Source organism: Streptomyces sp. NPDC006368 (assembly GCF_040612535.1).
GTDB lineage: Bacteria > Actinomycetota > Actinomycetes > Streptomycetales > Streptomycetaceae > Streptomyces.
Genome location: NZ_JBEXQK010000011.1, coordinates 64436 through 86498, shown reverse-complemented (window position 1 = coordinate 86498; position 22063 = coordinate 64436). Strand labels below are relative to the sequence as shown.

At 70.8% G+C, this 22063-nt stretch carries 25 protein-coding genes, 1 tRNA gene, 1 pseudogene and 1 riboswitch; of the genes and pseudogenes, 8 read left to right on the top strand and 19 right to left on the bottom strand.

Annotation, left to right across the window (positions count from 1 at the left end):
• Nucleotides 1–77: 77 nt before the first annotated feature.
• Nucleotides 78–1412 carry a DUF445 domain-containing protein gene (locus ABZZ38_RS11830; RefSeq protein ID WP_356738349.1) on the bottom strand — a complete coding sequence of 445 codons (1335 nt, stop codon included), beginning with the start codon at nt 1410–1412 and terminating at the stop codon, nt 78–80.
• Nucleotides 1413–1497: 85 nt separating this feature from the next.
• Between ABZZ38_RS11830 and ABZZ38_RS11825 the strand changes: the two genes are divergently transcribed.
• Nucleotides 1498–2859, top strand: coding sequence for an SGNH/GDSL hydrolase family protein (locus ABZZ38_RS11825; protein WP_356738347.1), 1362 nt, complete (start codon nt 1498–1500; stop codon nt 2857–2859).
• Nucleotides 2860–2939: 80 nt separating this feature from the next.
• On the opposite strand, the gene ABZZ38_RS11820 is transcribed toward ABZZ38_RS11825, so the two are convergent.
• From ABZZ38_RS11820 to ABZZ38_RS11810, 3 genes are read right to left on the bottom strand one after another with little or no spacing between them, the layout of a single operon-like run.
• Nucleotides 2940–3920, bottom strand: coding sequence for an ATP-binding cassette domain-containing protein (locus ABZZ38_RS11820; RefSeq protein WP_356738345.1), 981 nt, complete (start codon nt 3918–3920; stop codon nt 2940–2942).
• A 7-nt stretch (nt 3921–3927) separates the two neighbouring features.
• Nucleotides 3928–4692, bottom strand: coding sequence for an ABC transporter permease (locus tag ABZZ38_RS11815; RefSeq protein ID WP_356738464.1), 765 nt, complete (start codon nt 4690–4692; stop codon nt 3928–3930).
• 31 nt (nt 4693–4723) lie between these two features.
• Nucleotides 4724–5524 carry an ABC-2 family transporter protein gene (locus ABZZ38_RS11810; RefSeq protein WP_356738343.1) on the bottom strand — a complete coding sequence of 267 codons (801 nt, stop codon included), beginning with the start codon at nt 5522–5524 and terminating at the stop codon, nt 4724–4726.
• 294 nt (nt 5525–5818) lie between these two features.
• Between ABZZ38_RS11810 and ABZZ38_RS11805 the strand changes: the two genes are divergently transcribed.
• A complete protein-coding gene (locus ABZZ38_RS11805) occupies nt 5819–8290 on the top strand; it encodes a transglycosylase domain-containing protein (protein ID WP_356738342.1) in 2472 nt (823 codons plus the stop codon).
• 48 nt (nt 8291–8338) lie between these two features.
• Here ABZZ38_RS11805 and ABZZ38_RS11800 read toward each other — a convergent pair whose 3' ends face one another.
• The 3 genes from ABZZ38_RS11800 to ABZZ38_RS11790 form a co-directional block, all read right to left on the bottom strand.
• Nucleotides 8339–8659 (bottom strand): multidrug efflux SMR transporter, encoded by a 321-nt coding sequence (locus ABZZ38_RS11800; protein WP_356738340.1) that lies wholly within the window; start codon nt 8657–8659, stop codon nt 8339–8341.
• Between the two features lie 41 nt (nt 8660–8700).
• A riboswitch (guanidine-III (ykkC-III) riboswitch) is annotated at nt 8701–8767 on the bottom strand.
• A 54-nt stretch (nt 8768–8821) separates the two neighbouring features.
• The gene (locus ABZZ38_RS11795) at nt 8822–9160 is read right to left on the bottom strand and encodes a co-chaperone GroES (protein ID WP_031076289.1); all 339 of its coding nucleotides are present in this window, start codon (nt 9158–9160) and stop codon (nt 8822–8824) included.
• Nucleotides 9161–9209: 49 nt separating this feature from the next.
• Nucleotides 9210–9530 carry a DUF3618 domain-containing protein gene (locus ABZZ38_RS11790; RefSeq protein WP_356738338.1) on the bottom strand — a complete coding sequence of 107 codons (321 nt, stop codon included), beginning with the start codon at nt 9528–9530 and terminating at the stop codon, nt 9210–9212.
• A 139-nt stretch (nt 9531–9669) separates the two neighbouring features.
• Between ABZZ38_RS11790 and bcp the strand changes: the two genes are divergently transcribed.
• The 3 genes and pseudogenes from bcp to ABZZ38_RS11775 all read left to right on the top strand — a co-directional run bounded on the left by bcp (nt 9670) and on the right by ABZZ38_RS11775 (nt 10502).
• Nucleotides 9670–10137: a thioredoxin-dependent thiol peroxidase gene (gene bcp, locus ABZZ38_RS11785; RefSeq protein ID WP_356738336.1), complete on the top strand. Its 468-nt coding sequence runs from the start codon at nt 9670–9672 to the stop codon at nt 10135–10137.
• Between the two features lie 78 nt (nt 10138–10215).
• Nucleotides 10216–10364 (top strand): annotated as a pseudogene (locus ABZZ38_RS11780) (HNH endonuclease); the annotation flags it as partial.
• A 62-nt stretch (nt 10365–10426) separates the two neighbouring features.
• Nucleotides 10427–10502: transfer RNA gene (locus ABZZ38_RS11775), tRNA-Leu, on the top strand.
• A gap of 52 nt (nt 10503–10554) precedes the next feature.
• Here the strand turns inward: ABZZ38_RS11775 and rdgB are convergent.
• The 4 genes from rdgB to ABZZ38_RS11755 form a co-directional block, all read right to left on the bottom strand.
• Nucleotides 10555–11157: an RdgB/HAM1 family non-canonical purine NTP pyrophosphatase gene (gene rdgB, locus ABZZ38_RS11770; RefSeq protein WP_356738334.1), complete on the bottom strand. Its 603-nt coding sequence runs from the start codon at nt 11155–11157 to the stop codon at nt 10555–10557.
• Nucleotides 11158–11168: 11 nt separating this feature from the next.
• Nucleotides 11169–11549 carry a hypothetical protein gene (locus ABZZ38_RS11765; RefSeq protein WP_356738332.1) on the bottom strand — a complete coding sequence of 127 codons (381 nt, stop codon included), beginning with the start codon at nt 11547–11549 and terminating at the stop codon, nt 11169–11171.
• Between the two features lie 87 nt (nt 11550–11636).
• Nucleotides 11637–12368, bottom strand: a complete 732-nt coding sequence (gene rph, locus ABZZ38_RS11760) for a ribonuclease PH (protein WP_356738330.1) — start codon at nt 12366–12368, stop codon at nt 11637–11639.
• A gap of 85 nt (nt 12369–12453) precedes the next feature.
• Complete coding sequence (locus ABZZ38_RS11755; RefSeq protein WP_031076305.1) at nt 12454–12687, bottom strand: PTS glucose/sucrose transporter subunit IIB; 234 nt, start codon at nt 12685–12687, stop codon at nt 12454–12456.
• 189 nt (nt 12688–12876) lie between these two features.
• Here ABZZ38_RS11755 and ABZZ38_RS11750 point away from each other — a divergent pair, with 189 nt between their 5' ends.
• Both ABZZ38_RS11750 and ABZZ38_RS11745 read left to right on the top strand, forming a co-directional pair.
• Nucleotides 12877–14169, top strand: a complete 1293-nt coding sequence (locus ABZZ38_RS11750) for a PTS transporter subunit EIIC (RefSeq protein WP_356738328.1) — start codon at nt 12877–12879, stop codon at nt 14167–14169.
• A gap of 245 nt (nt 14170–14414) precedes the next feature.
• The gene (locus tag ABZZ38_RS11745) at nt 14415–15665 is read left to right on the top strand and encodes a PTS transporter subunit EIIC (protein WP_356738326.1); all 1251 of its coding nucleotides are present in this window, start codon (nt 14415–14417) and stop codon (nt 15663–15665) included.
• A gap of 66 nt (nt 15666–15731) precedes the next feature.
• On the opposite strand, the gene ABZZ38_RS11740 is transcribed toward ABZZ38_RS11745, so the two are convergent.
• On the bottom strand, nt 15732–16484 hold the full coding sequence (locus tag ABZZ38_RS11740; protein ID WP_356738324.1) for an MBL fold metallo-hydrolase: 753 nt from the start codon (nt 16482–16484) through the stop codon (nt 15732–15734).
• A 154-nt stretch (nt 16485–16638) separates the two neighbouring features.
• Between ABZZ38_RS11740 and ABZZ38_RS11735 the strand changes: the two genes are divergently transcribed.
• Nucleotides 16639–17103, top strand: a complete 465-nt coding sequence (locus tag ABZZ38_RS11735; RefSeq protein ID WP_356738322.1) for a type II toxin-antitoxin system PemK/MazF family toxin — start codon at nt 16639–16641, stop codon at nt 17101–17103.
• Between the two features lie 123 nt (nt 17104–17226).
• On the opposite strand, the gene ABZZ38_RS11730 is transcribed toward ABZZ38_RS11735, so the two are convergent.
• From ABZZ38_RS11730 to clpS, 7 genes are all read right to left on the bottom strand, one after another.
• Nucleotides 17227–18177: a cysteine synthase gene (locus ABZZ38_RS11730; RefSeq protein ID WP_356738320.1), complete on the bottom strand. Its 951-nt coding sequence runs from the start codon at nt 18175–18177 to the stop codon at nt 17227–17229.
• Between the two features lie 15 nt (nt 18178–18192).
• Nucleotides 18193–18471, bottom strand: a complete 279-nt coding sequence (locus ABZZ38_RS11725; protein WP_356738318.1) for a MoaD/ThiS family protein — start codon at nt 18469–18471, stop codon at nt 18193–18195.
• A 124-nt stretch (nt 18472–18595) separates the two neighbouring features.
• Nucleotides 18596–18712: a putative leader peptide gene (locus tag ABZZ38_RS11720; RefSeq protein ID WP_356738317.1), complete on the bottom strand. Its 117-nt coding sequence runs from the start codon at nt 18710–18712 to the stop codon at nt 18596–18598.
• Between the two features lie 98 nt (nt 18713–18810).
• Nucleotides 18811–19233 carry a M67 family metallopeptidase gene (locus tag ABZZ38_RS11715; protein WP_356738315.1) on the bottom strand — a complete coding sequence of 141 codons (423 nt, stop codon included), beginning with the start codon at nt 19231–19233 and terminating at the stop codon, nt 18811–18813.
• Nucleotides 19234–19316: 83 nt separating this feature from the next.
• A complete protein-coding gene (locus ABZZ38_RS11710; protein ID WP_356738313.1) occupies nt 19317–20747 on the bottom strand; it encodes an amino acid permease in 1431 nt (476 codons plus the stop codon).
• Between the two features lie 339 nt (nt 20748–21086).
• Nucleotides 21087–21665 (bottom strand): DUF2017 domain-containing protein, encoded by a 579-nt coding sequence (locus ABZZ38_RS11705; RefSeq protein WP_356738311.1) that lies wholly within the window; start codon nt 21663–21665, stop codon nt 21087–21089.
• Nucleotides 21665–21979: an ATP-dependent Clp protease adapter ClpS gene (gene clpS, locus ABZZ38_RS11700; RefSeq protein WP_356738309.1), complete on the bottom strand. Its 315-nt coding sequence runs from the start codon at nt 21977–21979 to the stop codon at nt 21665–21667. The genes ABZZ38_RS11705 and clpS overlap by 1 nt, the downstream gene beginning before the upstream one ends.
• Nucleotides 21980–22063 lie beyond the last annotated feature (84 nt).

The following is a 22063-nucleotide window of genomic DNA, read 5'->3' as shown; positions in this document are numbered from 1 at the left end:
CGGGGGCGGCGCCGCGTACGTATTCCACGACACCTCCCCACAGTGGCTGGGCGGGGGCCCGGGCGGCAGGGTCCGGGTCACCCGCCCAGCGCGTGGGAGACCGTGTGGATCAGCAGGCCGGCCAGCGCGCCGACGACCGTGCCGTTGATGCGGATGAACTGGAGGTCGCGCCCGATATGGGCCTCGATCTTCCTCGACGTCTGGTCGGCGTCCCAGCTCGCCACGGTGTCGCTGATGAGCGAGGTGATCTCCGCGCGGTACGTCGTGACGACGTACACCGCCGCGTCCTCGATCCACCCGTCCAGCTTGGTCCGCAGGCGGTGGTCGGTGGCCAGCCGGTTGCCGAGGGAGATGAGGGAGGCGCGGGCGCGCAGGCGCAGTTCGCTGCGTTCGTCCTCCGCCGCCGAGATGATCATGGCGCGTACGGAGGACCACGCCGACGCGATGATGTCCTGGACCTCCGGGCGGGCCACCAGCTCCGATTTGAGCCGCTCCACCCGCTCCCGGGTGTCGGTGTCGGCCTGGAGGTCGGCCGCGAAGTCCGTCAGGAACCGGTCGAGCGCGCCGCGCGCCGGGTGCGCGGGCATGTCGCGCATCTCCGTGACGAACCGCAGGAGCTCCTTGTAGACCCGCTCGCCGACCTTCCGGTCCACGAACCGGGGCGTCCAGCCGGGGGCACCCCCCTGCACCGCGACCATGACGGAGTCCTGGTGCCGGACCAGCCAGTCGTGCCCACGTGCGCAGACCAGGTCGACCGCCCGGTGGTGGGCGCCGTCCGCGACGACCTTCTCCAGGGTCTTGCCGACCCCGGGCGCGATCTCCGCCGTCTCCGCGCGCCGCGTGATCGCCTCGCCGACCACCGCCTGGACGTCCGCGTCCCGCAGGACGGTGAGCGCGCCGCGCAGCGCCGTCGACAGCTCGGCCGTCACCCGGTCGGCGTGCGCGGGCTCGGCGAGCCAGGCGCCGAGCCGGGCGCCGATGCCCAGGCCGTGCAGCCTGGCCCGGACGACATCGGAGGAGAGGAAGTTCTCGCCCACGAACGAGCCGAGCGAGGCACCCAGCTGGTCCTTCTTCGTCGGGATGATCGCCGTGTGCGGAATGGGCAGGCCCAGCGGGCGCCGGAAGAGGGCCGTGACCGCGAACCAGTCCGCCAGCGCGCCGACCATGCCCGCCTCGGCGGCCGCCGCGACGTACCCCGGCCAGCCGCTCACGCCCGCGTTCCGCGCCCACGTGGCCAGGACGTAGATCAGCGCGACGAGCACGAGCAGGGAGGTCGCCGTGATCTTCATACGGCGCACGCCCCGGCGCTTCTCCTCGTCCTCGGCCGTGTACGAGAAGGCGGACGGCGGGGTTTTCACCTGGTCCGTCTGCTTCGCCTGCTTCGTTTGGTTCGTATGGTTCGTTCGGTTCATCCGCACCACCATGCACGTAGTCCCTCTCTCAGGTACTCCCGGGGCGCTCGGCGAGTTCCCGTGTCCATGCCGGATGATGTCGGGCATGAGTGCGGTACGTCGCGGTTACGCCCTGCTCGCCGCGGTGATGTCGGTGGTCGCGGTGGCGTGCGGAGCGATTTTCGTCGCGGTGGGGACCGGCGGGGCACCGGTCCGTACGGCGGCCGGGCGGCACCACACCGCCGCCACCGCGGAGGCCGGAACGGTGTGGACCGGTACGTGGTCCGCGTCCCCGGCTGAGCCGGGGCCCGTCCTGCGGGGCGGCCCCGCCCGGTCCGTACGCAACGTCGTGCACACCAGCATCGGCGGCACCCACGCCCGGATCACCCTCACCAACCTGTACGGCAAGCGGGCGCTGCGCGTGCACGCCGTCTCCCTCGCGGTACGCGCACGGGGCGCCGACGCCGTCCCCGGCACGCTGCGGCGGGTGACCTTCGCCGGCCGCGCCCACGCCACCCTCCCGCCCGGCACGGACCTCGTCAGCGACGCCGTCGCCCTCCCGGTGCCGTCCGACGGTGATCTGCTGGTCACGCTCCACGTCCCGGCCGGCGCGCCGGTCACCCGGCACCCGATCGCCCGCCAGACGTCGTACGCGGCCGACGGCGACCACACGGCGGACGTGGACGGCGCCGCCTACACCGAGCCGGTGCACACCTGGCAGCACCTGGCGGCCGTCGACGTGGTCAACCCGGCCGCCCGGGGCGCGGTCGTCGTCTTCGGTGACTCCATCACGGACGGCGCGGGCTCCACGCACGACACCAACCGCCGCTGGCCCGACCTGCTCGCCGACCGGCTGCGCGACCACGGCTACGCCGTCCTCAACCAGGGCATCGGCGGCAACCGCGTCCTGCGCCACGGCAAGGGGCCCAGCGGCCTGTCCCGCCTCGAGCGGGACGCCCTGGGCCGCTCGGGCGTCCGGGCCGTCGTCATCGGCCTCGGCATCAACGACATCCTGCGCGCGCCGCACGAGACGGACGCGCGCCGCATCACCGACGGCCTGACCGCGCTGACCCGGCGGGCGCACGCGCGCGGGCTGCGCGTGGCCGGCGCGACGCTCATGCCGTTCGGCGGGCGACGGCCGGAGCTGGAGGCCGTACGCCAGGAGGTCAACGCGATCATCCGGGCGGGCGGGGTCTTCGACGAGGTCGTCGACTTCGACCGGGCGCTGCGCGACCCGTACGCCCCGGACCGGCTCCTGCCCGCGTACGACTCCGGGGACGGCCTCCACCCGAACGACGCCGGCTACCGGCGCATGGCCCGCTCCCTGGACCTCACCGACCTAAGGGCGGGGCGCCGCGGCAGTTCTGGTCATCGCGCGCCGGCCGAAGGAGCGACGGGAGTCGCCGGAGGAGCCAGGACCGTCGTGGCAGGAGCTTCCTGGCAGGAGCGTCGTGACGGGAGCGCGTAACAGAAGCGTCGCCGCCGTGTCGCCGGCCCGCTCATGAGGGCGGGGACGTGCGGTGACGCGGCTGGGAGCCGCGGGAGCGGTCACAGGCCCGCCGACCGTTCCGCGTACATCTTGGCGATCACCGCCTCGATGTCGGGCTCCCGGACCGACAGGTCCACCAGCGGGTACTCGGCCGCGATGCGTGCCACCAGCGGCGCCGCGGACCGGGCCGCCGGGAACGCCAGCCACTGCCGCGGCCCCTCCATCCGCACCACCCGGGCGCCGTCCGCCTCGATGGGGGGCAGCTCCCGCTCCAGGTCGACCACCAGGGTCCGCTCGCTGCGGCCGACCTCGTGCAGGCCGCCGAGCGCCCCGTCGTACACCAGGCGACCGTGGTCGATGACCATGACGCGCTTGCACAGCTGCTCGATGTCGGTCAGGTCGTGCGTGGTGAGCAGCACCGTCGTACCGCGCTCGGCGTTGAGGTCGCGCAGGAAGTCGCGCACCTTCGCCTTGGAGATGACGTCCAGCCCGATCGTCGGCTCGTCCAGGTACAGCACCTCCGGGTCGTGCAGCAGCGCCGCCGCGATGTCGCCGCGCATGCGCTGGCCGAGGGAGAGCTGGCGGACGGGCACATTCAGCAGCTTGCCCAGGTCGAGGAGTTCGACGCAGCGGTCCAGGTTCTCGCGGAAGCGCGCGTCGGGGATCCGGTACATGCGGTGGACCAGGCGGTACGAGTCGCGCAGCGGCAGGTCCCACCACAGCGTCGTGCGCTGCCCGAACACCACTCCGATGCGCCGCGCCAGCCGGGTGCGCTCGCGCGACGGGTCGATGCCCGCGACGCGCAACCGCCCGCCGCTCGGGGTGAGGATGCCGGTCAGCATCTTGATGGTGGTGGACTTGCCGGCCCCGTTGGGCCCGATGTAGCCGACCATCTCGCCGCGCGGCACACGGAAGCTGATCCCGTCGACGGCCCGCACCTGCCGTTTCTCGCGCCGCAGCCGGCCCACTCTGCGGCGTACGTCGAAGACCTTCTCGACGCCGTCCAGTTCGATGAAGTCGCTTACGTCACTGACGTCCACGAATCGCTCAGCTCCCTGTGCTCCGGTACGAACGAAGTCCCACCCGCCACGCCAGCCCCGCCGCCCCGCAGAACACCGCCGCCACCACCGGTGACCCGAACGCCGCCCACCCCGGCAGCCCAGCCGGGAGCTCCCGCCCCAGCACGTACAGCGCGGGCACCCAGTTCACGAAGGCCAGCGGCACCACGTACACCACCCCGCGCACCAGGTCGGTGGCGAAGATCGTCGGGGGGTACTGGAGCAGCGTGTTCCCGCCGTAGGTGAACGAGTTGGTCACCTCGGCCGCGTCCTGCGCCAGGAACTGGAACGCCGCCCCCGCCACCATCACCGACGAGAAGATCAGCCAGCCGCCCACCACCATCAGCGGCACCAGCACGGCCTTCGCTGGCGTCCAGTCCAGGTCGAGCAGTACCAGGGACCACACCAGCACCAGCAGGCCCTGAGTCACCCGTCCCAGCCGGCGCAGCGCGAACCGGTCGGCCGCGACCTGCGCGAGCACCGGCACCGGCCGCACCAGCAGCGTGTCGAGCGTTCCGTCCCGTACGCGCCTGCCCAGCCGCTGCACCTGCCCCAGCGCCAGGTCGGCCAGCCCGAAGGCGGTGCCGGTCGTCCCGTACAGGAAGGCCACCTCCGCGAACGAGAAGCCGCCCAGCCCCCGCACCTGACTGAACATCAGCAGGATGACGACGAAGTCGAACGCGGTGGCGGCGAGGTTGGACAGCAGCGTCATCGCGAACGAGAAGCGGTACGTCATCGTCGACCGCACCCACATCGCGGCGATCAGCCCGTACGCGCGCAGCCCCTCACCCACCCTGCACCACCACCCGCCGCGTCGCCGCCCGCTGCAGGACCCGCCCGGCGGCCAGCAGCACCAGCGCCCAGCAGGCCTGGAAGGCGTATGCCTCCACCAGCCCCCACCCGGTCCGCTTCTCCAGGAACACGTCCGCCGGCACCTGGAGCATCGAGGCCCAGGGCAGCACCCGCGCCACCTCGCCCAGCAGGCCGGGGAAGACGGTCAGCGGCAGCAGCATCCCCGAGAAGAAGGTGCCCGACAGCCACGCCACCTGCACCACCCCGGCCCCGTCCATCAGCCAGAACGCGCTCAGCGCCACCAGGTACCAGACCGCGAAGCTCACCACCACGCCCAGCGCCACGGACAGCAGGAACGCGAGCCACGTCAGCGGCCGGGCCGGCAGCGCGATGTCGAAGGCGAGCGCCCCGATCGCCATCGGCACGACGCCCCGCCCCAGCAGCAGGAACCCCGACCGGCCCAAGGCCACCGAGAGCCACCACAGTTGCAGATCGGCCGGCCGGTAGAGGTCGACCGCGATGTCCCCCGTCCTGATGCGCTCCATCAGCTCGTCCTCGAAGCCGCCGCCCATCAGCCCGCAGGTCGCCAGCAGCGCCTGGCCGATCCACACATAGGCGAGCGCCTCGGCCATGTCGTAACCGCCGAGCCGGGGCCGCTCCGCCCACAGGGCCATATAGGTGTACGCGAAGACGAAGCCGAAGACCGTGTTGGTGAAGACCCCCGCCGCGGTCGCCACCCGGTACGTCGTGTGGCGCCGGAACGCACCGCCCGCCACGGCCGCGTACAGCCGCACCACCCCGACTCCTCTCCGTTCGAAGCGCCCTCCGAAGCGCCCTCGAAGCACCGCACGCAGCACCGCACGCGGCACCGTACGGACCGCGCCCGGTCACGCGCGTGACGTGTGGCTGACGCATCGTCCGACGGGGCGTCCCGGCCGACCGCCGGCGGGCCGAAGCGGATGAGCCTAGTCCTGCGGATTCCATGGCCGCGACCCCTTTTCGGACGCCGTTGCCGCCGATGAGCGGATACGCGGTGCAAGATGAGTCCGGGACAAATCATCACAAACGACATCGACAGGCCGGAGACCATGAGCGACGAGCCACCGAAGCAGGCGTGGGCACCCCGCGACCCGACCGCCGTCGTCGGCCCACCGTCACCCGGACGGAGCAGGACGCCACGCCGCAGGCCCCGGCGCACCGGCTGGCGGCGCGCCCTGCCCACCTGGCGCATGCTGCTCGGCGGGTTCCTCCTGATCTGTCTGCTGCTCATCGGCGGCTTCTTCGCCGGCTACCACCTCGTCGACATCCCGCCCGCCAACGCCGCCGCGACCGCCCAGTCCAACGTCTACCTCTACAGCGACGGCACGCAGATCGCCCGCGACGGCCAGGTCAACCGGGAGAACGTCCGGCTGAACCGGGTCCCCTCGCACGTCCAGCACGCCGTACTCGCCGCCGAGGACCGCGACTTCTACTCCGCCGCCGCCGTCGACCCCGAGGCGATGGCCCGCGCCGTCTGGAACACCCTCACCGGCAAGGGCACCCAGGGCGGGTCCACCATCACCCAGCAGTACGTCAAGAACTACTACCTCAAGCAGGAACGCACCCTCACCCGCAAGGTGAAGGAGTTCTTCATCGCGATCAAACTCGACCGCGAGAAGACCAAGAACGACATCTTCGAGGGCTACCTCAACACCAGCTACTACGGCCGCAACGCCTACGGCATCCAGGCCGCCGCCCGCGCCTACTACGACAAGGACGTCCAGGACCTCGACACCGCCGAGGGCGCCTACCTCGCCTCGCTGCTCAACGCCCCCAGCGCGTACGACGTCACCAGCCACCCCCAGAACCGGCCCCGGGCCATCGCCCGCTGGGTGTACGTCCTCGACGCCATGGTGAAGGAGCGGTGGCTGACCCCCAGGGCGCGCTCCGAGGCCCTCTTCCCCTCCCCGCTGGGGGTGGCGGCCACCACGGGGCTGGCCGGCCAGCGCGGATACATCGTCCAGGCCGTCGAGGACTACCTCACCGACCACGACGTCCTGCCCGAGAAGGAGCTCGCGCGCGGCGGCTACCGCATCACCACCACCCTGCAGAGGCAGAAGCAGGACGCCCTCGTCCAAGCCGTCGAGGACCAGGTCATGGCGCGGATCGACACCGAGGCCAACGAGACCGACCGCTTCGTCCGCGTCGGCGGCGTGTCCATCGACCCCGCCACCGCGAAGGTCGTCGCCATGTACGGCGGCATCGACTACACCAAGCAGTACGTCAACAACGCGACACGCCGCGACTACCAGGTCGGCTCGACCTTCAAGCCCTTCGTTTTCGCCGCCGCCGTCCACCACGGCTCCACGACCCAGGGCGGCGAGCGCATCACCCCCAACACCACCTACGACGGCACCAACATGCGCCACGTCGAGGGGTGGACCGGGCCGGCGTACAACCCGGCGAACGAGGACGACGTGTCGTACGGCCCCATCACCGTACGCACCGCCACCGACAAGTCCGTCAACGCCGTGTACGCGCAGCTCGCCGTCGACGTCGGCCCGGCGAAGGTCGAGCAGACCGCCATCAACCTCGGCCTGCCCGTCGACACCCCCGACCTCAACCCGTCCCCGTCGATCGCGCTCGGACCCGCGACCGCCTCGGTCCTCGACATGGCCGAGGCGTACGCGACGCTCGCCAACCACGGCAGGCACGGCCGGTACACGCTGGTCGAACGGGTGCAGCAGGGCGGCACCGACATCGAGCTCCCCGCCGCCGAGACCACCCAGGCGATCAGCCGCGAGGCCGCCGACACCACCACGGCGATGCTCCGCAGCGTCATCGAGGGCGGCACGGGCACGGCCGCCCAGGCGGCCGGGCGCCCCGCCGCGGGCAAGACCGGCACGGCGGAGGACGACAAGGCCGCCTGGTTCGCGGGCTACACACCGAACCTGGCGACCGTGGTCGCGGTGATGGGCCAGGACCCCACGTCGGGCAGCCAGCGACCGCTGTACGGAGCGCTGGGACTGGAGCGCATGAACGGGGGCGGGGCACCGGCCGAGATCTGGGGCCAGTACACCCGGGACGCCCTGGCGGGCACCGCGGTGCGCGCCTTCGATCTGCGCGTCGCGGAGGGCATGGAGCCGCGCGAGGACCCGTCCGCGTCGGGCGAGCCCGAGGCACCGGACGGGCGTGACCCGCGCGAACCCCGGCAGGAGGAGGCGCTGGAGGACGGCGCCGCGACGGGCGCCACCACGCCGGACGGGCCGGGCGGGCCGGATGCCGACGGGATCGGTGCCGGTGGGCCCGGCGCTTCCGCCGGCCCCGGGGAGCCCGCGCCCGGTGAGCCGGCACCCGGCCCGCCCGCCGCACCCCCGCCCGCCGAACCGGCACCCGGTGGCCCCCAGCCCGCCGCACCGGCACCCGCCGCACCCCCGCCCGGCGCACCGGCACCCGCCGGACCGGCACCCGCCGCACCCCCGCCCGGCGCACCGGCACCCGCCGGACCGGCACTCGGCGAAGCCGCCCGGGTCACCGCGCCCGTACCCGTGCCCCTCCCCCCGCAGCCGTCCCCCTGGTGAACCCCGCGGCGAGGGCGCCCGGCCGAGCGGCCCGGCGCCCCACCGCGTCTAGTGCCCCGACGTCGCCTTCAACCCCACCACCGCCACCAGCAGCAGGCACACGAAGAAGATCCGCGCGGCGGTCACCGGCTCGCCCAGGACCACCATCCCGACCACCGCCGCGCCGGCCGCGCCGATGCCGACCCACACGCCGTACGCCGTACCGATCGGCAGCGTCTTCGCGGCCTGCGACAGCAGCGCCATGCTCACGACGATCCCGGCCCCCGTGAGCAGGCTCGGCCACAGGCGCGTGAACCCGTCGGTGTACTTCATCCCGACCGACCAGCCCACCTCGAGCAGACCGGCGACGATCAACAGAACCCAGGCCATGACGGCGCACCTCCGAGACGCGAAACACGTGAACCAACCGGGGTGCGTCGTCTTTGCCTACCCGGTACGGCGCGTCTCGTCGGGGTTTCCCAAACGTAGCAAAACGCATACGGAAAGGCCCGGTGACCTCCGCCACCGGGCCCTTCCTCGTACAGCGCCGCCCTACAGATACAGCCCGGTCGAGTCCTCGGACCCCTCGAACCGGTCAGCGGCGACCGCGTGCAGGTCGCGCTCCCGCATCAGTACGTACGCCACGCCCCGCACCTCGACCTCGGCACGGTCCTCGGGGTCGTACAGCACCCGGTCCCCGGGCTCCACGGTCCGTACGTTCTGCCCGACCGCGACCACCTCGGCCCAGGCCAGACGGCGGCCGACAGCGGCGGTCGCCGGGATCAGAATGCCGCCGCCCGAACGCCTCTCGCCCTCGGGTGTGTCGTTCCGGACCAGCACACGATCGTGCAGCATCCGGATGGGCAGCTTGTCGTGGGTGTTCTCGCTCACCCCACGAACCTACCTGGCCCGGCCCGCCGAGGCTGCCGAAGGGTCCGTCTCAGCCCCTGCGCCTGCGCGCCGACACGGCCAGCAGGCCCACCACACCGATCGCCAGCAGCGCCACCGGCACCACCCGCTCCAGCCGCGGTGTGCCGTCCTCCGCCACGAAGCGCCCCTTCACCTCGGTCACGGCCCGGTTCACGGCGACGAAGGCGCGCCCCGCGGTCTGGTCGACCGACGACGCCACCCTGGCCTTCGCGTCACCGATGATCGTCTTCGGGTGCATGCGTACGCCGATCTCGTCGAGAGTGACGGCGAGCTGCTCGCGCCGGCGGACGATGTCCGCCTCGATCTGCGCAGGGGTCCTGGCTTCCGACACCGCGCTGCCTCCGTGATCTGTCGTGAATCCGTACTGGACAGTCTGTCAGCTCGACGGCCCCCGGTCTGTCACCCACCCCCATTAGGCTCTGGAGGCATATCCCATCCCCGTTCTCCAGCGACACAGGAGCCAGGAAGCCATGAGCGAGCGACTGCAGCCCGGCGACACCGCCCCCGCCTTCACCCTGCCCGACGCGGACGGCAACGACGTCTCGCTCGCGGATCACAAGGGCCGCAAGGTCATCGTCTACTTCTACCCGGCCGCGCTGACGCCCGGCTGCACCAAGCAGGCGTGCGACTTCACGGACAACCTCGACCTGCTGGCCGGCGCCGGGTACGACGTCATCGGCGTCTCGCCGGACAAGCCGGAGAAGCTGGCCAAGTTCCGCGACAAGGAGAGCCTGAAGGTCACGCTGGTCGGCGACCCGTCCAAGGAGACCCTCGCCGCGTACGGCGCCTTCGGCGAGAAGAAGCTGTACGGCAAGACGGTGACGGGCGTGATCCGGTCCACGATCGTGGTCGACGAGGAGGGCAAGGTCGAGCGCGCGCTGTACAACGTGAAGGCGACCGGCCACGTGGCCAAGATCATCAAGGACCTCGGCATCTGACCCCGGCCCCTCGCGCCCTCCCCGCACCCGGACATCCCGGCATCCGGGCACTCCCGGGCCTCCCGTGACCCAAGTACCGGGCCCAGGCGGCTCGGTCGACCGCTGACGCCGGAACTCGACCACGTCAACGGGGGCTGGAGCGACGACGCCCGGACAACCTGCGGCTGCTGTGCCCGAACTGCCACGCGACCACCGCCACCTGGTGTCGAGGCGACCGGCAAAGGTGAAGCAGGGAGGTGTCTCCCCTCACCAACCACCGGCTTGGAGCAGTAAAGTGGGCGCGGTGCACGCGTCCGTACGCCAAGGGCTGAGCGGCGATCTTTAGGTGGTCGTGTTTGTCGGTTCGAATCCGACCGGGCGCACCACGACCGAAGGCCCGGTCCCCGAAAGGGGCCGGGCCTTCGGCGTGGATGCGGGTCAGTCCAGCAGCTCCCGCACCACCGGCGCCAGCGCGCGGAACGCCTGGCCGCGGTGGCTGATGGCGTTCTTCTCCTCCGCCGTCAGTTCGGCGCAGGTGCGGGTCTCGCCGTCGGGCTGGAGGATGGGGTCGTAGCCGAAGCCGCCGCTGCCGGCGGGGGTGGTGCGGAGGGTGCCTCGGAGGCGGCCCTCGACGACGCGTTCGGTGCCGTCGGGCAGGGCGAGGGCGGCAGCGCAGGCGAAGTGGGCGGCGCGGTGTTCGGGGGCGATGTCGGCGAGCTGGGCGAGGAGGAGGTCCAGGTTGGCCTTGTCGTCGCCGTGCCGGCCCGCCCAGCGGGCGGAGAAGATGCCGGGGGCGCCGCCGAGGACGTCGACGCACAGGCCCGAGTCGTCGGCGACGGCGGGCAGGCCGGTGGCGCGGGCGAGGGCGTGTGCCTTGAGGAGGGCGTTCTCGGCGAAGGTGACGCCGGTCTCCTTGACGTCGGGGACGTCGGGGTAGGCGTCCGCGCCGACGAGTTCGTGGTCGAGGCCGGAGTCGGCGAGGATCGCGCGCAGTTCGGTGATCTTCCCGGCGTTGCGGGTGGCGAGGATCAGGCGGGTCATGCCTTCAGTATCTACGGGGTGCAGACCTTGCCGATCTCGGTGGCGGCGTCGGTGACCGGCGTGATGTCGGGGGTGTTGTCACCGTTCTTGACGGCCGTGCGGACGTTGTCGACGCCTTTGGTGAGGTCGTCGACGGCCTTGGACAGGTCGGCGTTGTCGGTCGTGTCCTTGAGGGTGGCCAGTTCGCGGTCGATGGCGTCGAGGGCTTCGGTGAGCTGGGTGGGGTCGTTGGTCGCGGTGGAGGCCGCCTGGCTGAGGCGGTTGACGCTGGTGGCGATGGCGTCGGCGGTCCGGACGCAGTCCAGTGTCGTGTTGAGCGCGCCGCAGCCGACCAGGCCGGTGAGGACGAGCGCGGCGGCGGTGGCCAGGGCTGCGGTGCGGCGTCGGCGCATGGTGCGGGTCCCTCCGGGTGTGGACGGGCGTACGGGTCGATCCGTACGCCCGTGTCCGTACAGACGCCGGCGGGCTGCCGGCGGTTGCTACAGGGTGGTTTCGAGGGCTTCGCGCTGGATGGCGGCGAGGTCCGCGCAGCCGCCGGTGGCGAGGTCGAGGAGGGCGTTGAGTTCCTTGCGGTCGAAGGGCTCGGCCTCGGCGGTGCCCTGGACCTCGACGAAGCGGCCGTCGCCGGTGCAGACGACGTTCATGTCGGTTTCGGCGCGGACGTCCTCCTCGTAGCAGAGGTCGAGCAGCGGTGTGCCGTCGACGATGCCGACGGAGACGGCGGAGACGGTACCGGTGAGCGGTTTGCGGCCGGCCTTGACCAGCTTGTTGCGCTGGGCCCAGGCGACGGCGTCGGCGAGGGCGACGTAGGCGCCGGTGATGGCGGCGGTGCGGGTGCCGCCGTCGGCCTGGAGGACGTCGCAGTCGAGGACGACGGTGTTCTCGCCGAGGGCCTTGTAGTCGATGACGGCGCGCAGGGAGCGGCCGATGAGGCGGGAGATCTCGTGGGTTCGGCCGCCGATCCTGCCGCGGACGGATTCGCGGTCGCCGCGGGTGTTGGTGGAGCGGGGCAGCATGGAGTACTCGCCGGTGACCCAGCCTTCGCCGCTGCCCTTGCGCCAGCGGGGGACGCCTTCGGTGACGGAGGCGGTGCAGAAGACCTTGGTGTCGCCGAAGGAGATGAGGACGGAGCCCTCGGCGTGCTTGCTCCATCCGCGTTCGATGGTGACCGGTCGGAGCTGTTCGGGGGTGCGGCCGTCGATTCGAGACATGGGTCGAGCCTAGTCGCCGATGCGTGAGGGGCCCGTTCCGGTAGTGGAAGGGGCCCCTCAGGGGTGAGCGTGGTGGGTGCTCAGCTCACATCATGTCTTCGATCTCGGCGGCGATGGGGTCGGCGTCGGTGCCGATGACGACCTGGATCGCGGAGCCCATCTTGACGACGCCGTGGGCGCCGGCGGCCTTGAGCGCGGCTTCGTCGACCAGGGCGGGGTCGGCCACTTCGGTGCGCAGGCGGGTGATGCAGCCCTCGACCTCTTCGATGTTGTCGATGCCGCCGAGCCCGGCGACGATCTTCTCAGCCTTGCTGGCCATGTCTTTCTCCCTGCGTCCAAGAGCCGTTTCGGAGCACTGAGCGCTGCTCGGCCCACCTAGGTCTTTCGTCACGGTAACGCACGGTTGGCCCATCTTCGCGGGCACATGACCGGCTCATACCGAAGGATGACGATCACCAGCGCCTACCATAGCGCAACTGGTCTACACCAGTCTCACGGGAGGACGCCGATGAGCTCCGAGGGTGCGGCCGCGCCGAGGCCGAAGCGGTGGACCGGCGCTTTCCAGGGGCTGCAGAAGATGGGCCGCAGTCTGCAGCTGCCCATCGCCGTCCTGCCCGCGGCGGGCATTCTCAACCGCCTCGGCCAGGCGGACGTCTTCGGTGCCCAGGGGCTCGGCTGGGACAACGTCGCCCGGGTGATGGCGGGGGCGGGCGGCGCGCTGCTGGACGCCGACCTCGGGCTGCCGCTGCTGTTCTGCGTCGGCGTCGCGATCGGCATGGCGAAGAAGGCGGACGGTTCGACGGCGCTGGCGGCCGTGGCGGGTTTCCTGGTGTACCGGGGGGTGTTGCGGGCCTTCCCGAAGAACTGCCCCACCGGGACCACGGACGTCAACGGCGGGTGCCTTGCGCCGGACGACACGTTCGCCGCGTACACGTACCAGAATCCGGGGGTCTTCGGCGGCATCGTCATGGGGTTGCTGACGGCGTACTTCTGGCAGCGGTTCCACCGCACCAAGCTGGTGGACTGGCTCGGCTTCTTCAACGGCCGCCGGCTGGTCCCGATCATCATGTCGTTCGTCGCGATCGCGTTCGCCGCGCTGTGCCTGTGGATCTGGCCGCCGATCGGTGACGCGCTGGAGGGCTTCAGCGACTGGCTGATCGGGCTCGGCGCCTGGGGCGCGGGCATCTTCGGTGTCGCGAACCGCGCGCTGCTGGTGATCGGGTTGCACCAGTTCCTCAACGTGCCCATCTGGTTCCAGTTCGGCAGCTACACCAAACCGGACGGCACGGTGGTGCACGGTGACATCTCCATGTTCCTGGCGGGCGACCCGAACGCCGGCCAGTTCACCACGGGCTTCTTCCCGATCATGATGTTCGCGCTGCCGGCGGCGGCTCTGGCGATCACGCACTGCGCCAAGCCGCATCGCCGCAAGGAGGTCGGCGGTCTGATGCTGTCGCTGGCCCTCACCTCGTTCGTCACCGGCATCACCGAGCCGATCGAGTACTCGTTCCTCTTCGTCGCACCGGCGCTGTACGTGATCCACGCCGTGCTGACGGGCGTGTCGATGGCGGTGACCTGGGCGTTCGGCGTCAAGGACGGTTTCAGCTTCTCCGCGGGGCTGATCGACTACGTCATCAACTGGGGGCTGGCGTCGAAACCGTGGCTGATCATTCCCATCGGCCTGGCCTTCGCGGTCGTGTACTACGCCGTCTTCCGTTTCGCGATCACGAAATTCGACATTCCGACGCCGGGTCGCGAACCGGAGGAGGTGGAGAAGGAGGCGGACGCGACCAAGCCGTAGCGCGGCGCCGGCCGAAGGACCCTCGGACGACCGGTCCGAGGGCCCTTCGGCGTGCGTGGGAGTGTGTACGCGGCGTACGGGCCACGTCACGAAATTGCAGGTTCCTTATCTAACCCTCACCATGCTAAAACTGGTCTACACCACAATTGGTGTAGACCACGCGGCCTTCCGGTGCCGCGTTCCCCGAGACGCCGCCTCCCCCGTTTTTCATGTCCCCGGGCGGCGCCTTGCCTACTGGAGGAAGTATGAGTACGGCCACCGCCACGGCGGCGCCCGCGAAGAAGCGGGGCTCCGGTCTGTTCCAGGGCCTGCAGAAGGTGGGTCGCAGCCTGCAGCTGCCCATCGCCGTGCTGCCCGCCGCAGGCATCCTGCTGCGTCTCGGGCAGGACGATGTGTTCGGAAAGGACGGCCTGGGCTGGAACAAGGTCGCGGCCGTCTTCGCGACCGCCGGTGACGCCGTGTTCGCCAACCTGCCGCTGCTCTTCTGTGTCGGTATCGCCATCGGCTTCGCCAAGAAGGCCGACGGTTCCACGGCGCTGGCGGCGCTCGTGGGCTTCCTGGTCTACAAGAACGTCCTGACCGCGTTCCCGGTCAAGGAAGCCGAGATCCTGTCCGGCAAGGACAACCCCGCGGTCTACAACGACCCGAAGGTGTTCGGCGGCATCATCATGGGTCTGCTCGCCGCCGTCATCTGGCAGCGCTACCACCGCAAGAAGCTGGTCGACTGGCTCGGCTTCTTCAACGGCCGCCGGCTCGTGCCGATCATCATGGCCTTCGTCGGCACCGCGATGGGCGTCCTCTTCGGCCTCGTCTGGGAGCCCATCGGCAACGTCATCACCAACTTCGGTGAGTGGATGACGGGTCTCGGGGCCGTCGGCGCCGGAATCTTCGGCCTCATCAACCGTGGGCTGCTGCCCATCGGCATGCACCAGTTCGTCAACACCGTCGCCTGGCAGGAGATCGGCTCCTTCAAGGACTCGGCCGGCCAGCTGTGGCACGGTGACCTGCCGCGCTTCTTCCACGGCGACCCGACCGCCGGCCAGTTCATGACGGGCTTCTTCCCGATCATGATGTTCGCGCTGCCGGCCGCCGCCCTGGCCATCGCGCACACCGCCCGCCCGGAGCGCCGCAAGGCCGTGCTCGGCATGATGATGTCGCTGGCGCTCACCTCCTTCGTCACGGGTATCACCGAGCCGATCGAGTTCTCGTTCATGTTCATCGCCCCGGTGCTGTACGTGATCCACGCGGTCCTGACCGCCATCTCGATGGCGGTGACCTGGGCCCTGGGCGTGCACCACGGGTTCAGCTTCTCCGCCGGTGCGATCGACTACTTCCTGAACTGGGGCCTCGCCACCAAGCCGTGGATGATCATCCCGATCGGCCTCGTCTTCGCGGCGATCTACTACGCGGTCTTCCGCTTCGCGATCACCAAGTTCAACCTCCCCACCCCGGGCCGCGAGCCCGAGGAGGAGGTCGAGGACCTCACCAAGGCGTGAGCCCTCCCCCGCACAGGCGAAGGCCCCGGAACCGTACGGTTCCGGGGCCCTTCCCGTGGGCCGGGGTCAGAGTTCGTACACCGCGCCCGCGTACGCCAGTTCCGACGGACCGTCATAGACCGCGCGCGCGTCGGCCAGGTTGCGCTCGCCGTCCGTCCACGGCGGGATGTGGGTCAGCACCAGCCGCCCCACCCCCGCGCGGGCCGCGTGCGCGCCGGCCTCGCGGCCGTTGAGGTGCAGGCCCGGGATGTCCTCCTTGCCGTACGTGAAGGACGCCTCGCACAGGAAGAGGTCCGTTCCGGCGGCCAGCGTGTCCAGCTCGTCGCAGACGCCCGTGTCGCCGGAGTACGTGATCGACTTGCCGGCGTGCTCGATGCGGATGCCGTACGCCTCGACCGGGTGGCACACCTTCTCCGTACGGATGTGGAAGGGGCCCAGGTCGAAGGAGCCGGGCTTGAGCGCGTGGAAGTCGAACACCTCGCTCATCGACGTGTCCGACGGGGTGTCCGCGTAGGCCGTCGTGAGGCGCTGCTCGGCACCGTCGGGCGCGTACACCGGGAGGGCGGGGCAGCGGCCTCCCTCGTGGCGGTAGTACCGCGCGACGAAGTACCCGCACATGTCGATGCAGTGATCGGCGTGCAGATGGCTGAGGAAGATCGCGTCGAGGTCGTACAGACCGATGTGGCGCTGCAGCTCGCCGAGGGCGCCGTTGCCCATGTCGAGGAGCAGCCGGAAGCCGTCGGCCTCTACGAGGTAGCTCGAGCAGGCCGATTCCGCGGACGGGAACGACCCGGAGCAGCCGACGACGGTGAGCTTCATGGAGCGTGAACCTCCGTGGACGGGAGCGGGGAGCGCTGACGGGGGGAGGTCGTGCGGTTTACCGAGCGTAAGGCGCGGCGGGGCGGGTCGCTCCTTCGCAGTCGCCCGTTGTGGGGGAACTCACCTGCGCTGTCACTCTTGTAGCGTCCCGGCTATGGACATGTCGTGGTGGCCGGCGCTGGGCGCGGTCGTGATGATCGCACTGGTGGCGGCGGTGACGGACGGCTGGGCGCGGGGCGGGCGCCGCGGCTCGCGCCGTCCGGGTGGTCGTACGCGCCCGCCGGCGCGGCCGGGTGGGGCGCCGGGGCGGCGTCCGCGACCGGGCGAGATCTGGTGGGCGGACGTGCCGTACGAGGACGCGCCGGGCTCGAAGGACCGGCCGTGTCTGGTGCTGGCGGTACGGGGTGACCGGGCGGTCGTCGCGAAGATCACCAGTCGCTACCGGGACGAGCGGCCGGGCGTGATCGCCCTGCGCCCGGACGCCGTGGGTGACGCGCGGCGCCGGCCCAGCTTCCTGGAGGCCGATGAGCTCCGTGACGTGCCGCTGCGCGGGTTCCGGCGCCGGGTGGGCGAGGTGGACCCGCTGGTGTGGGAGCAGGTGCGGCACCTGTCCGCGTGACGGCCGGCGGAGGGCGTACGGCTACGGCGGGCCGGACCGGGGACGCCCTTCGCGGGGGCGCCCCGGTCGAGCGGGCTTCCGGGGATGGGCCGTCGGGGCCGGGTCCGGGTGGGCGGCGGGCCGTCAGGCCCAGAGCTGGCCGTGGAGCGTCTCGATGGCCTCTTCGGTGGTCGCGGCGGTGTAGACGCCCGTCGAGAGGTACTTCCAGCCGCCGTCGGCGACGACGAAGACGATGTCCGCGCTCTCCCCCGCCTTGACGGCCTTGTTGCCGACCCCGATGGCGGCGTGCAGCGCCGCGCCCGTGGAGACGCCCGCGAAGATGCCCTCCTGCTGGAGCAGCTCCCGGGTGCGGGTCACCGCGTCCGCCGAGCCGACGGAGAAGCGGGTGGTGAGCACGGCGGCGTCGTACAGCTCGGGGACGAACCCCTCGTCGAGGTTGCGCAGCCCGTACACGAGGTCGTCGTAGCGCGGCTCGGCGGCGACGACCCGGACGTCGGGCTTGTGCTCGCGCAGGTAGCGGCCGACGCCCATGAGGGTGCCGGTGGTGCCGAGGCCCGCCACGAAGTGGGTGATGGACGGCAGGTCGGCGAGGATCTCGGGGCCCGTCGTGGCGTAGTGGGCGCCGGCGTTGTCGGGGTTGCCGTACTGGTACAGCATCACCCAGTCGGGGTGCTCGGCGGCCAGCTCCTTCGCGACGCGGACCGCCGTGTTGGAGCCGCCCGCCGCCGGGGACGAGATGATCTCGGCGCCCCACATGGCGAGCAGGTCGCGCCGCTCCTGGGAGGTGTTCTCGGGCATCACGCACACGATGCGGTAGCCCTTGAGCTTGGCCGCCATGGCCAGCGAGATACCGGTGTTGCCGCTGGTCGGTTCGAGGATGGTGCAGCCGGGGGTGAGCCGGCCGTCCTTCTCGGCCTGCTCGACCATGTGCAGGGCCGGGCGGTCCTTGACCGAGCCGGTCGGGTTGCGGTCCTCCAGCTTGGCCCAGATGCGCACGTCGTCCGAGGGGGACAGGCGCGGCAGCCGGACCAGCGGGGTGTTCCCGACGGCGGCGAGGGGGCTGTCGTAACGCATCGGGGCCGGCGCCGCTCAGCGCATGCCGCCGGCGACGGCCGGCAGGATCGTGACGTTGTCGCCGTCGGTCAGCTTGGTGCTGATGCCGTCCAGGAAGCGGACGTCCTCGTCGTTGAGGTACACGTTCACGAAGCGGCGCAGCTGGTCGCCGTCGACGATCCGGGCCTGGATGCCGGTGTGCCGGGTCTCGAGGTCGGCGAAGAGGTCGGCGAGGGTCTCCCCGGTGCCCTCGACGGCCTTCGCGCCGTCGGTGTAGGTGCGGAGGATGGTCGGGATGCGGACCTCGATGGCCATGGCGTGGGCTCCTGTCGGAAGGGCGGGATCAAGGACGGGATCAAGAGAGGCAGGGCGTGCTGCGAGCGCGCGGACGGGTCGCGCGGTGGTGCGGGGGTGGTGCGGGGGCGGTGCGGTGGTGCGCTCAGGCGGTGGCGCGGCGCGTACAGATGGCGCTGGCGAGGCGGCACAGGTCGACGTGCAGGCGCGCCACGAGCAGCGGGGTGCCCGGCGTCTGTTCACTCACGTCGATGGAAACCATGCGGTCATCGTATCGATTCCCGGTCCGGGTCCCGGAGTGTGATCTCGCATGATGGGCGGCTCCGGCCCGCCATGCGAGACGGTGCAGGTGGAGGCGGGTCAGTACGCGTCGACGACCTGGACCTCTTCCTCGGTGATCTCGCCGTCCACGATGCGGAAGGAGCGGAACTGGAAGGGCCCCGCGCCGTCCGTGTCGGCGGTGGAGACGAGCACGTAGTGGGCGCCGGGCTCGTTGGCGTACGAGACGTCGGTGCGGGACGGGTACGCCTCGGTCGCGGTGTGCGAGTGGTAGATGACGACCGGCTCCTCGTCCCGGTCGTCCATCTCGCGGTACAGCTTCAGCAGGTCGCCCGAGTCGAACTCGTAGAAGGTCGGCGAGCGTGCGGCGTTGAGCATGGGGATGAAGCGCTCGGGGCGTCCGGACCCGGCCGGGCCCGCGACCACGCCGCAGGCCTCGTCCGGGTGGTCCTCGCGTGCGTGCGCGACGATCTGGTCGTACAGGGCCCGTGTGATGGTCAGCATGGGCATCAGGATAAGCAGAGGGGCCCGTCCGTACCGAGGGTTGGTACGGACGGGCCCACATGCTGGACGGGACCGGCGCAGGATCAGCGCTTGAACGCCGCGTTCTCCGGGTTGCGCGCCTTGAGCACCAGGTACGACACACCCAGGATCAGGGCCCACAGGGGGGCGCAGTACAGGGAGACCCGGGCCTCCTTGTCGACGCCCATCATCACGATCACACCGAAGATGAACAGCAGGGCGAACCAGCTGCTGTAGGGGGCGCCGGGGGCCTTGAAGGTGGACTGGGGCACCTCGCCGCGGTTGGCCTTGGCCCGGTAGCGGATCTGCGAGATCAGGATCATGATCCAGGCCCACATGCCGGAGATGGTCGCGAAGGAGACGACCTTGTCGAAGGCGTCGCCCGGCCACTGGTAGTTGATCCAGACGCCGACGAGCATCAGACCGGCCGAGAAGGTGGTGCCGATCAGCGGGGTGCCGCTCTTCGTGAGCTTGGTGAAGAACTTCGGGCCCTGGCCGTTGAGCGCGAGGTCGCGCAGCATGCGGCCGGTGGAGTACATGCCCGAGTTGCAGGAGGACAGTGCGGCGGTCAGCACCACGAAGTTCACGATCGCGGCGCCGACGCCCAGGCCCATGCGCTCGAAGGCGGCGACGAACGGGGAGATGCCCGGCTGGAAGTGGGTCCACGGCACGACCGACAGGATCATGATCAGCGCGCCGACGTAGAAGACGGCGATGCGCCACGGCACGGTGTTGATCGCCTTGGGCAGGGTCTTCTCCGGGTCCTTGGACTCGCCGGCGGTGACGCCGACCAGCTCGACCGCGAGGAAGGCGAACATCACGATCTGGAGGGTGGCGACGGTGCCGCCGATGCCCTTGGGGAAGAAGCCGCCCTCGGACCACAGCAGGGACACGGACGCGGTGTCACCGGCGTCGGAGAAGCCGATGGTCAGGATGCCGGCGCAGATCAGGATCATGCCGATGATGGCGGTGACCTTGACCATCGAGAACCAGAACTCCAGCTCGCCGAAGAGCTTCACGGAGATGAGGTTCGCGCCGTACAGGATGATCGTGAAGACCAGGGCGGACACCCATTGCGGGATGTCCCACCAGTACGTCATGTACGTGGCGGCGGCGGTGACTTCGGTGATGCCGGTGACGACCCAGAAGAGCCAGTACGTCCAGCCGGTGACGAAGCCCGCGAAGGGGCCGATGAACTCCCGGGCGTACTCCGAGAAGGAGCCCGAGACGGGGCGGTACATGAGCAGCTCGCCCAGCGCCCGCATGATGAAGAAGATGACGAGGCCCGCGACGGCGTACGCCAGGATGAGGCTCGGACCGGCCTTGGAGATGGCCTTGCCCGCGCCGAGGAAGAGCCCGGTGCCGATGGCTCCGCCGATCGCGATCATCTGGATCTGACGGGCTCCGAGGCCCCGCTGATAGCCCTCACCCTCGCCGGATGCGGCCCCCGCGGCCTCACTGCCGTCGTTGTGCTTGCCGACCTGCACTGAGGTCATGGTGGTGCGCCTTTCTCCACGCCGATCCGCGCGCCGCCTGAGTGAGCGCCACGGATCAGGTCCTGATCCCCCCGGATATGGATGGAGTGCCACCGGCGGTCCGCCGGTCGGGGCGCACCCGGGAAACAGGGGTGGCGTTCCCGGGCGGTCGAGAAGATTTATCACGACCGCATGAATGATCGGCGACGGCCACTGTGACACACCGCACATAAAAAAGCGGACGAACGCCGCCCTCCAGGGCAGAAAGGGGCGTCCGTTTCATCCGATCGTTATACGGATTTGAGGGTCCGCTGAGCGAACGCCGCCGTACGCGTAGGAGGTGTCCGGCCGACGCGCCCGTTACGGCATCAGGGTCTCGACGAGCGTCTCCTGGAGGGCGCCGAGCCAGAGGTACGCCATGACCATCGGCTTGCGCGGGTCGCTGTCCGGCAGCCGGTACAGGTCGTCGCTCTCGTCCTCGTCGGTGACCTCCAGCCGGGTGCCGATGGTCAGCCGCAGATCGTTGAGCGCGCCGAGCCAGTGGCGCGAGTCGTCGGCGGTCAGCTTGAGGACCGCGCCGCCCTCCCCCACCGCGGTGAGCGCGTCCAGGTTCCGCACGACGGCGAGGGCGTCCTGGCGCTTGCGGGCGCGCAGGTCGTTCTCGGTGAAGCGGCGGAACTCGGCGGACTTCTCCCGCAGCTCCTCGTCGTCGTCCGCGTACGCGTTCGGGAAGAGCCGGGCCAGCGCCGGGTCGGCCGGCGGCTCGCTCGGCCCCTCGCGGAACAGCGCGGCCAGCGGGTCCTCGCCCTTGGGCGGCTCGTCGCCGGGGCCGATCAGCTCCAGCAGCTGGACGGCGAGGGAGCGGAGGATGGAGATCTCGACCTCGTCGAGCAGGACGGCCGCGCCGCCGCCGGGCAGCGCCTCGAAGTGCCCGCTCATCAGCCGCGGTCCTGCGAGAGCGTCGCCCACAGCCCGTACCCGTGCATCGCCTGCACGTCGCGCTCCATCTCCTCGCGCGTGCCGCTGGAGACCACGGCCCGGCCCTTGTGGTGCACGTCGAGCATCAGCTTGTGCGCCTTGTCCTTGGAGTAGCCGAAGTACGTCTGGAAGACGTAGGTCACGTAGCTCATGAGGTTGACCGGATCGTTGTGCACGATCGTCACCCAGGGCACGTCGGGTTCGACGACGGCGAACGACTCCTCGGTCGGTGCCGGGCGTTCGATCTCGGTAGGAGCAACACTCACTTGCCCCATGCTGCCACTGGAGGTGGGGGGTCGCACAAACCGGCCCCCGCGAGCCTCGCCCGGGAAAAGGACACAGGGAAATCGTCAAAGTGA